Genomic DNA, 12247 nt, shown 5'->3' on the forward strand with positions numbered 1-12247 from the left:
ATTCATTGCGCTGTAAATTAAGCAATTGTAGAAGATTAACAACTCAAAGCATTACTCTGAAAAGCTCATAAAACAAGGTTCTTACATTTTTTGAGCGGTAATTTATCTACTTATCTACAAATCACAACCCGGACAAGCCGGAACCAAAAATTTTGCCATTTTGCGCAAGATTTCGTTGTTAAGCGCCTAACGAATACAAAATATTATGCAATAATTTATGCTAATCCAGATCGGCCAGCAGTTCTTTACCAAATGAGAGCTATGCCGCTCTGCTCTATAGCCCGCAAAAACGTAGCCCGGGACAGGCTATGTATCCGTAAGGAACCCATTGAAAACCGCCGGTACTTAGCGAGGCCTTTTCGAGCTTAGCACCGCTGCGCTTTTCACTGAGCGAGAGCGCGGTTCCGTCGGATACACAGCCTGTTCCGGGCGGCCCCTTCACGACATCTATACTACTATCATACGCATCTCCACCGCCCGCCGTTCGCAAATAAACAACGCTACCCCATCACTCTTCCTCAAGCATGTTCTCAAACTCCTCCATGCTCATCAAAATCTTCCTCGGCTTCGTCCCTTCTTCCTCGCCGACCACTCCCGCGTCCGCAAGCTGGTCCATAATCCTCGCCGCCCGGTTAAATCCGATCTTGAACATCCTCTGCAGCATCCCGATCGACGCCTTATCCTTTTCAATGATAAAACGCCCGGCCTGTGCGAAATACGCGTCCTGCTCGCTCCGGCCTGCGTCTCCGCCGGACATGGAGCCGTTCCCGATCCGGGACTGTACGTCCGCGCTGTACTCCGCGGTCAGGCCCTGCTCTGTCAGGAATTCCACCACGGCGGAAACCTCCTGATCCGACACGAATGCGCCCTGTACGCGCTGCGGCTTCTGGTAGCCGGACGGGTAAAAGAGCATGTCGCCCTTTCCTAACAGCTTTTCCGCCCCGTTCATATCAATGATCGTGCGCGAGTCCACGCCGGACGAAACGGAAAATGCGATCCTGGAGGGCACGTTTGCCTTGATGAGGCCCGTGATGACGTTGACGGACGGGCGCTGTGTCGCAATTACGAGATGGATGCCCGCGGCTCTTGCGAGCTGGGCCAAGCGGCAGATCGCGTCCTCCACCTCCCCGGGGGCTACCATCATCAGATCCGCCAGCTCGTCTACAATAATCACGATCTGGGGCAGCTTTTCAGGCTTATTGTCATCGTCAATCTCTGCCGTCCGCTGGATTTTTTCGTTGTAGCCCTTTAAGTCGCGGACATTGTATTTGGCAAATTTCGCGTAGCGGTCCATCATCTCCCCCACGGCCCAGTTGAGCGCCCCGGAGGCTTTTTTCGGATCCGTTACCACCGGGATCAAAAGATGCGGGATCCCGTTGTATACGCTCAGCTCTACCACCTTTGGATCCACCATGATGAGCTTGACATCCTCGGGCTTTGCCTTATAAATGACGCTCATGATCAGCGTATTGATGCAGACCGATTTTCCGGAGCCCGTTGCGCCCGCGATCAGCAGGTGCGGCATTTTGGCGATATCCGTTACCACTGCCTGGCCGCCGATATCCTTACCTACGGCAAAAGCCATGCGCGAGGGATGACGCCTGAAATCCTCTGTCTCCAGCAGCTCCCGCAGAAGCACAACCTGGTTTTCCTTGTTCGGCACCTCGATCCCCACCGCTGACTTGCCCGGGATCGGCGCTTCTATGCGGATGTCCGCCGCGGCCAGGCTCAGTTTGATGTCATCCGCCAGGCCGACGATCTTGCTCACCTTAACGCCCTGCTCCGGGTGCAGCTCATAGCGCGTAACCGACGGGCCGCAGCTTATGTTCGTCACCGTAACGCCGACCCCGAAGTTCTGCAGCGTCTGCTGGAGCTTGATCGCTGTCTCCCGGTATTCCTTGTCGGAAAAGGTCGTATTCCGCTCTCCGCGCTTTAACAGATCAAGCGGCGGGAAAATATACTCCTTCTTGACTGCTTTCACGGTTTCAGCCTTTTTACTTATCAGCTCCGGAACCGTGTCCCTATCCGGCAGGTTCTTTCTCTCCTCCCGCTTCTGCTCCATGACCTTCCTGACCGCTTCCGTATCGGTTTCAATCACCTTCCCGGATGTCGTTACCACCCGCTTCGCCTCCTCCGGGACAACAAAAGCCGACGCGGAGGAGGAGGGCGCGCCGGGCGCCTCCTTCCTCACAGGCACGGTGGATGATACGTGTTCGAGACTGAGCCCATCCTCCGGCCGGATATCAAGAAAGCCCTCCGCATCCTCTTCAATAAAAGCGTCGCCTCCATAGACGTCCCCGGCATCCCCGAGAGCCTCCGCCGCTGCAACGTACGCATGTTCAGAACGCCAGGGCTGCGGCCTCTCTTCCGATCGCGCCGCAGCGCCGTCCCGGCCCGCGGATATCTGGGGCTCCGGCCGCATGCCCCCGCCCGGGACGGCGTCTGCTGCTCCGGGCACATTCGCGCCCCGAACGGCGTCCGGCGCTCCGGCGGACGCACCCCCGGCCAGGACTGCATCGGCCGCTGCACGGCCAGGCGCGCTCCCGTCCCGGATGTCCGGCGTCCGGCCGCCCGCAGGATTACCTGCGCTTCCCCCCTGGCCCGCGGCTGCGCCGTCACTCGGGGCCGGGTCCGCCGATGATCCTTCCTGCGCCCGGGCTGCGTCTCTTCCCGGGCCTGCCGCCGCCGAATTACCGCGCGCCGCGCCTGTTCTGGCAACGTCCGCCCCCGCGCCCCCGGCCGCATCGCCGGCAAGCTCCTCAAAGGTTCTTACATCCCGGCGGATATAAAGATGTTTGAGAAGCTGATCGCTGTCGGATCCGTCCTCTGGACCATAGTCCAGCTTCCGGCTGGCCTTTGGTTCCGGAACTTTCCCGGCCGGCTCTTTTGTTTCGCTCTCCAGCCCGTAATCAGCAGCCTCCTGCACGGGAATTTCCTGTGCGGGGAAATCCTGCATGGGGATTTCCTCATCTGCAAAAAATGTCTCATGCGCCGGGCGGCCTTCTTCCATGCAGGGCTCTTCCCCCCATTCTCCCGCCGGCTCTTCCTCCGGCGCGGCGTCAAAATCCTCCTGCCCGGGCCGGTGGATCACGCCGCGGAAGACATCCGCCGGGCTCTGCGGCCGCGCGCCCGCTCCTTCCGGCGCCATATCCTCATCATAATCATATCCGCCCGTATCCGGGCCCAAAACCGTCCCCTCCGGGATGTCGGACGTAAAATCACGCATCAGGACATCATCGGCCAGCCTCGTCGCGCCCAGATTCACGCCCCGCACGCGCTGTTCCTCGCGCAGCCGGGCCCGTTCCTCCTTCCGCTCCTCATGAAGCTCCCGGCGGCGGCTCATATCCTCCCTGGCGTACTCATACGCCTTCTCCCCGCCCTGCTTCACCAGGTTCACAAGCGAGCGCTCCGTCACGCAGACCGCCCCAATCGCCAGCAGGACAAAGAGCACCAGATACGCGCCCACATTTCCCAGAGAACCGGCCAAAAGCACCACTAAAATCCCGCCAATCAATCCGCCGCCCGAGCCGCTGGCGCCGGATTCCATAAAATAAGCGGTCAGCTTCCAGCCCTCTTTCAGCCCGCCCCCAAACATCATCTGCGACAGCCCGCACAGGGCAAGCAGCACGGCCGCCATGGCTGTCATCTTAATCACCGCCCGGACATCGCCCCGGTTGGACAGATAAAAGCAGGCGCCCGTAAACAAAAGGATGGGCGCCACATACCCGATGCTGCCAAACACGCCCAGAAGCGTTTTCCGGCAGAAATCGCCCACTGCGCCGCAAAGGCCGAAATTACTCAAGAACAAAAGCACCGACACCGCAAACGTCACAATGATCGCCACCTCGGTCCCCATAAAGCTGTTCTCTTCCTCCAAAGGCTGCGCCGCCGCCCTGCTCCGCCCCGCCCCGGGACGCCCTGCCCCGCCCTTTGCGCGGCTGCCCGCGGCCTGGGCCGAAGTGTTTTTCTGCCTGGCGGCCGTCCCTTTTCTGCTGTCTGTATCCTGTTTTTTTCTGCTTGCGCCTGCCACTGTTTTTCAGCCTCCAATATCTGACATACAATTTGTAATTCACAAGGTTTTTATACTGCCTGCGCGCGTGTTACCGGACAGGCTACAGAGTAGTATACATAAAAATGGAAAAAAAAGCAACGGGATTGGGGGCTTTATATTGCATTTATCAATACTACGTGGTAAACTAATAATTGTTCTATATAGAAATATTCTAACCGGATCTGAGGTGATTTATTGGAGACGAAAGGCGGATTTTATATCACACAGATAAAGCAGCTTCAGGACAGGATTTTTGAAAGGTTATTACTTGAAAACGGCATCGAAATAAGCGGCGGGCAGGGACGGATTCTGTTTATTTTGTGGAAAACGGATCACCTTACAATCAGCGAAATAAGTAAGGAAACATCCCTTGCCAAAAATACGGTTTCTGTGGTAATAAACGGCATGGTAAATAAGGGGATTGTGGAGAGGAAGATAAACCCCAGAAACCGCCGCCAGGCCATAGTGTCGCTTACTGAATATGCAAAATCACTGCAGACAAGATTTGAAGCTGTATCTCAGCAGATGAATACCCTGTTTTATCACGGTTTTTCAGAAAAAGAACAGCGGCAGTTTGAGCAGTATCTTGCCCGGATACTGGAAACCCTGACAGAAAATCTGCATACAGGCAATTCATGAAGGGAGGATTTCAATAACAAAAATAGAATATATAACCGAATTTATCCAAAAGCAGAAAACTGTTTTTATCGGTTCAGCAGACGAAGGTGGTTTCCCAAATATAAAAGCGATGTTTACGCCGCGTAAAATAGACGGAAATTGCTTTTATTTTACGGCCAATACTTCTTCCATGCGTTCGCAGCAGTTTATGAAGAACCCAAAGGCAAGTATTTATTTTTATAACAGAGGGCGCTTTAAGTATGAAGGTATTATGCTGACATATGCACATTAAACATCCCGTCAATATCAAACAGATGGCCTGCCCGCCGCGCGGGCTGCGGGGCCGGAACATGTTTTACACCCATTCCGGCGCCGCGGCCTATACCTCCGCATTCACATATCTGGCCTCAATCCCGTATTTCCGCATCTTCCTCCACAGCGTCGTGGTGCTGATCCCCAGCTCTTTTGCGGCCAGCCCCCGGTTGCCCTTATACTTCTCCAGCACCTCATTCAGCTCTGTCGCCTCCGGCGGCTGGTACACCACGATCCGCTCGGGCGCTTCCCGCTCCGGCTCCGGCCCGGAAAGCTCCGGGTAGAGCTCCTCATAGAGCTCCCGGATCTGCGCCGCGTCCACGCGCTCCCCGTCCGCGGTCAGGGCCAGCCGCTCGCAAAATGCCTTAAGCTGGATATGGTTTCCGTTAAAATCCAGCCCGCAAAGCGCCTTAAGGGCCCCGTCCGCCGGCGTAAGCTCCCTGTGGTACCGGGCCGCGCATTCCTTAAGGTACCGCTCAAAATACAGCTCCAGATCCGCCGGCCTGCGCCTGAGCGGCGGTATCGTGAGTGTCAGGCCGTGCAGCAGGTAAAACAGCTCTTCATGGAAGAACCCGTTTCGGACCAGGTTCCGGAGACAGATCCCAGAAGAGGCCATCACGCGCACGCCGGGGCTGTAGAGCGGCTGCGCGTCTGTGCGGGCCGCGCCGTCCGCGGTCAGAAGCCTGGTAAGCCCGCTCTGCAAAGAGGGCGCAAGCCGATCCACATCCTTGATAAACAGCGTCCCCCCGGCGGCCTTTTTGAGGGCTTCTAAAAGCCCGGTTCGTATGTCTTTCCCGGCCTCGGAGATCACCTTTGCATCCACGCGGACAAAGGGGCCGCCTCTCCTCAGGCTGATATTGTGGATCGCCTCCGCGGCCATCTGATACTCCGTGCCCTCTTCCCCGTAAATCAGCACAGGCGCATCGGATCCGGCGTACCGTCTCGCCAGCGCCAGAGCTCTCTGCATCGCCTCATCCTCTGTGGCGATGTCCTCAAACAGCGCGCCCGCCTCATAGCCGATCAGCCTGCTTTTCCGGAAATGCCGCCCATCCTGCCGGGAAAACGCCGCCTCCACGCTTTTAAAATCCACGTTTGCGCCCGTGATCTGCGCCCCATAGCGCACCGGCGTCATGCGGATCAGCCACGAGCGGCCCAAAAGCTCTGCGCAGGCGCTGTACTCCTTCTGCTCCCCGCGCAGGATCCGGGCCGCGGCCTTGGCATCCAGCTCCGGGAACACCCCGGAAAGCGGAAGCCCCACGACCTCCTCATTTTTCCGGCTGATCAGCTCCTCGATCCGCCTGCTTATGGAGAGCACCGTCCCGTTCGGGCTCACCCGCACGCGTCCCTCCAAAGCCCCGCCGCCGTCCGCCAGGGCGTCCCGCGCCGCGCCTTCTTCTGCCGCGCCCGCCGCCGTCTGCAGCCGCGCGACAGCCGCCATGCGCTCCGTCTCTAAAAGCGCAGCGGCGACCGAGCGCTCCGTGATATCAAGGGCCAGCGAGGGAAAGCCCATCTGGCGCGCCTCGGCGCATACGGCCTCCCCTCCCATGATCACATCCGGCTTTAAGCGCGCCAGCTCCCGAAGCGCCCTTGAGATGTGATCCGTCTGCTTTAAAAATACCACGGAAAGGCGCAAATCAAACAATTCCTCCATGGATTCCAAATCGCAGAGGAGATTTTCCGGAACCGCCAGGCCGATGTGCGGCCTCTCTTTCCTGGCCATGGCCCTGGCGCGCTTCAAAAGCAGCCCCAGCTCCTGGGTGTGGATCCGGATCTCCACCAGCGGGAGCTTTGTATACTCCCGGATCAGCTTTGCCTGATAGCCGCAGGCAGCCAGAAGCCCGGCCCCCCTCTCGGCCGCCGCCCGCGCCTCATTTACCGCGTCCATCGTCCGGATCGCCTTCACCGAAACATCTGTAAGCTTTCTCTCCCGGATCATGGACTGCGCTGCCTCAAGCAGCCGTTCATCCGGAAGAAATACCACTGTCTTTATCATCTCGCTATCTCACTCCCCCGCTTTCGTCCCGCTTCTCCTTCCCACTCCACGGCCCCGCCCGGTAAGAGGCGGCCACGAGAAGCAGTCCGGCCGCCCAGCCAAAGGGCCATGAGCACCACACGCCTGTAATGCCAAACGGCGCTGCAAAGGCAAACGACAGCGCCACACGGACGATCAAATCCGTACATGTCGCCGCCATAAAACGCATCATCATCCCCGATCCGCGCAGGATCCCGTCCAGCACAAGCTTTGCGGAGATGACAAAATAAAACGGCGACACGATCCGCAGGAAGCTGACGCCGGATAAAAGCGCCGTATCCGAGGGCTCATCCAGGAAAATATGGATCAGCCCCGCCGCGCCCAGCCAGTACAAAAGCGCAATCGGCACGCAGAGCAGCCACACGATCCGAAGCCCGGCGCGAAAGCCCGCCCGCACACGGTCCATCTGCCCCGCGCCGATATTCTGCGCCGTATAGCTCGAAATCCCGTTTCCCAGCGTCGTCAGGGAGGAAATCACGAGATTATTCAGCTTCACCGCCGCCGAATACCCGGCGATCACTCCCGGCCCAAAGCCGTTAATCACGCCCTGCAGGACAATATTTCCCAGCGAGATCGAGCTCTGCTGCAAAATCCCCGGCACAGCCGCCGCCGAAAGCCTGCAAAACGCTTCCCAGGAAAACACAGGGACCTTCCCCGCCGGCAGCGCCCGCAGCCTGGAGAAAATGACGCAGAGCGCCAAAAGACAGCTCACGCCCTGGCACAGGAAGGTCGCCCAGCCCACGCCGGCCACGCCCATCCTGAAACGGTCCACAAACAGGATGTCCACCAGAATATTCGACGTGGAAGAAGCAGCCAGAAAGAAAAACGGCGTCCTCGAATCCCCCAGCGCCGAAAAAATGCCGGTTGAGACATTGTAAAAAAACAGGAACGGCAGGCCCAGTATGTAGATATCCAGATATAGCTTAGAATCCGCAAAAATATCCTCCGGCGTATGGATCAGGCGCAAAAGCCCTCCCCCAAAGAAAAGCCCCAGCGCCATCAGAACCGCGCACAGGGCGGCGATCGAGAGGAAGGCTGTATAGACAGCGGTCTTCATCCGCCCATACTGCCTGCCGCCGAACAACCGGGCTGTCACCACCGAGCAGCCCATATTGGCGCCGATGGCAAAGGCAATGAAAATCAGCGTGATCTCATAGCTGTTTCCCACCGCCGCCAGCGCGTGCTCCCCAATCCATTTCCCGGCCACCAGGCTGTCCGCTATATTGTAAAGCTGCTGGAACAGAATACTCGCAAACAGCGGCAGGCAAAAATTCCAAAGGACTTTCTCCGGCCTGCCCACCGTAAGATCCCGGTTCAAACTCGACTTTCCCATGTTCCCTCATCCATCTTATCTGCGTACCCTTCCCCGGCCCTCTTAAACGGCCCAGAACGCCGCGCGGCCCATCCTGTTTTGGCCCCCTGCGGGGAAGGAGAGCCCTTATCCCGCCGACAGACGCCAGACGCGCCGGGGACAAAAGAACCCTGCCCCGCAGGATTCCCCTGTCTCCGGCGCGTAAAGGATGCGGCGCTTTGGCGGAAAAACGCTTCGTCAAACGCCGGCCCGCTCCGTTTTATCGTTTACCGACAAAATCCTGCTTGCATCTGGCAAACGCCTTGATCACCTCAACGGCCCCCTCAAGCCCTACCGCGCTGCTATTGAGACACAGATCATAGCTCCTCGAGCCGCCCCACTTTTTGCTCGAATAATAATTATAGTAACTGGCGCGCCGTTTATCCGTCTTGATCATCAGATCCTTTGCCTTCTGCTCCGTCAGGCCGTGGCGCTCCATCAGGCTCTTAATCTTATCCTCTTCATTGCCGCTGATAAACACCGTAACCGTATTCGGATAATCCGCCAGCGCATAATCCGCGCACCGCCCGACAATCACGCAGGACTCCTCATTCGCCAGCTTCTTGATCGTATCAAACTGCGCCAGAAAAATCTTATGGTTGATCGGCATATCCATATAGGCCGAGGTATTATAGCCCATGGAATACGTGTCCATCACCAGAGAATACAAAAAGCTGTTTGTCGGCTTCTCGTCATGCGTCTTGAATAATTCCTCACAAAGCCCGCTGTTCTTGGCAGCCAGCGACAAAAGCTCCTTGTCATAGCACTTTACGCCGAGATCCTCTGCCAGCCTCTGGCCGATTAACCTTCCGGAACTGCCGCATTCACGGCCGATTGTAATCACTAAATTTCCCTTCATAGCCTGCGCTCCTTTCCAGCCAACGCTGCGTCAACCCGTCAACCGAATTCGATGACATGATGTCGGGGTCAAAAGGTGTTTTGGCCCCTTTGATACCGGATTGCTCCGCACTTTGTGCTCCCGCAATCCTCAAAAACATTCAAAATCCGCCCTGATCGGGCTCCTTTTTCATGTTTTTGGCGGGTCCCAGATTCAAAAATCCTCCTCCAAGCGAGCCTGCATCGGATTTTAGACCTTTTGACCCTGGTATCATAACATTTCTTTGATATACTCTATTATATCGCAAAAATTCAGAAAAGTCATCCGGAACAGCTAAATTTTTATCTTAATTTTATTCTGCAATACGGTTCCGCTTGTTATCCGGCGCATGTCACGAACTTACTCCCGGCAGCAGGGGGCGTGAGAGGGGCCGCCGCCAGCAGACGGTATACCGGCGGCGTCCCCCTCACGACAACCTAATGAACAACCCTCAGCTCCTTCGCCGCCCGCGAAGCCGCCAGTCCGCCCGCGCCCGTCTCCTTCAGCGAGCTGTCCATCTTATCCCCCACCTCTTTCATCGCGTCCAAAACCTGATCCGCCGGCACAAAGCTCCGGATCCCGGCCAGCGCCATATCGGCGCTTGTGAGGGCATTCACCGCGCCTAAGACATTGCGCTTGACGCAGGGAACCTCCACCAGTCCGGCCACCGGATCGCAGACGAGGCCCAGAAGGCTTTTGATGGCGATCGCAGCCGCATCGCAGATCTGCTCCGGCGTCCCGTCTTTTAAATAGACCAGGGCGCCGGCGGCCATGGCGGAGGCAACGCCGATCTCGGCCTGGCAGCCGCCGGAGGCGCCGGCGATATAGGCGCGCTCAGCCGCGACCTGGCCGATGCCGGCAGCGACATAGAGGGATTCGATCATCTTCTGATCGGAAAATCCCCACTCCTTTGCAGCCGGGATCAGGACTGCGGGCATCACCCCGCACGAGCCGGCCGTGGGCGCCGCCACAATACGGCGCATGCAGGCGTTCGATTCCGCTGTCTTAAGCGCGGCCTGCATGACCTTGTTCATAAAGGAACCGCAATAGCCGCCGCCCTGTTTTCCATATACCTCCATCCGCGCGCCCTGGCCGCCTGAAAGGCCGCTCGGCGAGCGCAGCGCCGCATCATACGAGGCGTCGGTTTCCTTCATGGTATTCCACAGGACCGCCATGCGCGACAGCGATTCCTCTGCCGTCGTATCGCGCTCCTCCCGGTCATCCGCAAGAACCGCCTCATAAAAGGACGCCCCATGCTCTCTGCAGTATGCTGCAATTGATTCCAATGAATGATAAGCCATAACATTCCTCCACTCCCGGCGCGTTCTGCGCGCAGGCCCTGTCTGAAAGGTTTTCCGGGACCGTAACGTCCCTTTTTACAGGTTCAGGCATGTAACCTTGAGGATCCCCCTGATCCGCTCAAGCCGCGCCAGCGCCTCTTCCCCGATATTCTGATCCATCTCAATCACCATCACGGCCGTTCCGCCCCGCTTGCTGCGGTGCAGCGTCATGGTCGCAATGTTCACAACATGGGAGGCCATGACAGACGTCACTTCCGACACGCACCCCGGCTGATCAACGTTGTGGATCACCACGACCGGCCTCTCCCCTGTCACATGGATCTCCACGTCGTCCAGAGCGTCGATCATGATGCGCCCTCCGCCCAGCGACGAGGCGCGCGCTACGATACGGCGGCCCGAGGCGGACGAAACGTCGAGAACCGCCGTATTCGGATGGTAATCCTTGCACACGTCATGGGAAAACCGGATCGAAAGCCCCGCCTCCTCTGCCGCCTCAAAACTCTTTGGGATACGCATGTCATCCGGCTCCATGCCGAGAAGTCCGGCGACCAGGGCGCGGTCCGTACCGTGTCCGACGCCGGTGGATGAGAATGAGCCGTACAGCGTGATATGCGCCTGCTTCGGCTCCTCCATCAAAAGCTTTCTCGCCGCCAGGCCGATCCGCACCGCGCCCGCCGTGTGGGAACTGCTCGGCCCGACCATCACCGGGCCCAAAATATCAAATAAATTCATCTGTATCTCCCTCATTGCCCATTCCGCTTCTTTACACGCCCCCGCCGCCGTTCCGAAGCTTAGACAACAGCTCCTCAAAATAAGCGGGCAGAGGCGCTGAAAACTCCATATATTCCCCTGTCCGCGGATGGATAAATCCCAGGACGCCCGCGTGCAGCGTCTGCCCCTGCAGGGAAAACGGCTGCTTTGCCGGGCCATAGACCGCGTCGCCAAGCAGCGGATGCCCGATGCTTGCCATGTGTACCCGGATCTGATGGGTGCGCCCTGTCTCCAGGCGGCATTTCACGTACGTGAAATGTCGGAACCGCTCCAGCACCTCAAAATGCGTCACCGCATCGCGGCCGCTCTTACTGTGGATGCTCATCCGCTTGCGATCCGTGGGATGGCGGCCGATCGGCGCGCGAACCGTCCCCGAATTCTCCTTTATCACTCCGTGCGCCACGGCAAAATACACCCTTGTGATCGAGTGCTCCTTTAGCTGCGCCGCAAGGCAGTTGTGCGAGGCGTCATTCTTACAGACCGCCAGGACCCCCGTCGTGTCCATATCGATGCGGTGTACAATCCCGGGCCGCATTACGCCGTTGATGCCCGAGAGCTGATCCTTACAGTGGTACATCAGCCCGTTTACCAGCGTCCCGCTGTAGTGGCCCGCCGCGGGATGGACCACCATCCCCTTGGGTTTATTGACAAGAACCACATCCTCGTCCTCGTAGAGGATATCCAGCTCCATGGGCTCCGCCGCAATCTCCGCTTCTACCGCCTCCGGCGCTTCAAACGACACGACATCCCCAGCCGCCGCCCGGTAGCTGCTCTTAACCGGGGCCCCGTTCACGGCCACCAGCCCGGATTTAAACAGCTTCTGCAGATACGAGCGCGAAAAATCCGGCGTCTCCTCAGAAAGAAGCTGATCCAGACGCCGGCCCGACTGCCCGCCCGTAATCACAAGCTCCTGCCTCAGTCAGACCACTCCTTT

General features: G+C 58.1%; 9 protein-coding genes. 2 read left to right on the forward strand and 7 right to left on the reverse strand.

Annotation, left to right across the window (positions count from 1 at the left end; translation table 11 throughout):
- Window positions 1-508: 508 nt before the first annotated feature.
- Window positions 509-4030 carry a DNA translocase FtsK gene (locus tag NFS31_RS05240; RefSeq protein WP_251492340.1) on the reverse strand — a complete coding sequence of 1174 codons (3522 nt, stop codon included), beginning with the start codon at window positions 4028-4030 and terminating at the stop codon, window positions 509-511.
- A 216-nt stretch (window positions 4031-4246) separates the two neighbouring features.
- Here NFS31_RS05240 and NFS31_RS05245 point away from each other — a divergent pair, with 216 nt between their 5' ends.
- Both NFS31_RS05245 and NFS31_RS05250 read left to right on the forward strand, forming a co-directional pair.
- Window positions 4247-4690 carry a MarR family winged helix-turn-helix transcriptional regulator gene (locus NFS31_RS05245; RefSeq protein WP_251492341.1) on the forward strand — a complete coding sequence of 148 codons (444 nt, stop codon included), beginning with the start codon at window positions 4247-4249 and terminating at the stop codon, window positions 4688-4690.
- A gap of 43 nt (window positions 4691-4733) precedes the next feature.
- Window positions 4734-4961, forward strand: a complete 228-nt coding sequence (locus tag NFS31_RS05250; protein WP_331482530.1) for a pyridoxamine 5'-phosphate oxidase family protein — start codon at window positions 4734-4736, stop codon at window positions 4959-4961.
- A gap of 87 nt (window positions 4962-5048) precedes the next feature.
- Here the strand turns inward: NFS31_RS05250 and NFS31_RS05255 are convergent, their stop codons facing one another.
- The 6 genes from NFS31_RS05255 to NFS31_RS05280 form a co-directional block, all read right to left on the reverse strand.
- Entirely contained in the window at window positions 5049-6974 is a 1926-nt protein-coding gene (locus tag NFS31_RS05255) for a PrpR N-terminal domain-containing protein (RefSeq protein WP_251492343.1), read from the reverse strand.
- A gap of 4 nt (window positions 6975-6978) precedes the next feature.
- Window positions 6979-8331, reverse strand: a complete 1353-nt coding sequence (locus NFS31_RS05260; RefSeq protein WP_251492461.1) for an MATE family efflux transporter — start codon at window positions 8329-8331, stop codon at window positions 6979-6981.
- Window positions 8332-8584: 253 nt separating this feature from the next.
- Window positions 8585-9223 (reverse strand): cytidylate kinase-like family protein, encoded by a 639-nt coding sequence (locus NFS31_RS05265; RefSeq protein ID WP_251492345.1) that lies wholly within the window; start codon window positions 9221-9223, stop codon window positions 8585-8587.
- Between the two features lie 455 nt (window positions 9224-9678).
- Window positions 9679-10542, reverse strand: a complete 864-nt coding sequence (gene sdaAA / locus NFS31_RS05270) for an L-serine ammonia-lyase, iron-sulfur-dependent, subunit alpha (protein ID WP_251492347.1) — start codon at window positions 10540-10542, stop codon at window positions 9679-9681.
- Between the two features lie 75 nt (window positions 10543-10617).
- Complete coding sequence (gene sdaAB, locus NFS31_RS05275; RefSeq protein ID WP_251492349.1) at window positions 10618-11274, reverse strand: L-serine ammonia-lyase, iron-sulfur-dependent subunit beta; 657 nt, start codon at window positions 11272-11274, stop codon at window positions 10618-10620.
- A 31-nt stretch (window positions 11275-11305) separates the two neighbouring features.
- On the reverse strand, window positions 11306-12217 hold the full coding sequence (locus NFS31_RS05280; RefSeq protein ID WP_331482525.1) for an RluA family pseudouridine synthase: 912 nt from the start codon (window positions 12215-12217) through the stop codon (window positions 11306-11308).
- Window positions 12218-12247: the final 30 nt, after the last annotated feature.

It is taken from the genome of Otoolea muris (genome assembly GCF_943193115.1).
In the GTDB taxonomy this organism is placed as follows: domain Bacteria; phylum Bacillota; class Clostridia; order Lachnospirales; family Lachnospiraceae; genus Otoolea; species Otoolea muris.

Coding starts and splice junctions, on each gene's coding strand:
- NFS31_RS05255 (WP_251492343.1), bottom strand. CDS start 6,974: ATGATAAAGACAGTGGTATTTCTTCCGGATGAACGGCTGCTTGAGGCA.
- NFS31_RS05265 (WP_251492345.1), bottom strand. CDS start 9,223: ATGAAGGGAAATTTAGTGATTACAATCGGCCGTGAATGCGGCAGTTCC.
- sdaAA (WP_251492347.1), bottom strand. CDS start 10,542: ATGGCTTATCATTCATTGGAATCAATTGCAGCATACTGCAGAGAGCAT.
- sdaAB (WP_251492349.1), bottom strand. CDS start 11,274: ATGAATTTATTTGATATTTTGGGCCCGGTGATGGTCGGGCCGAGCAGT.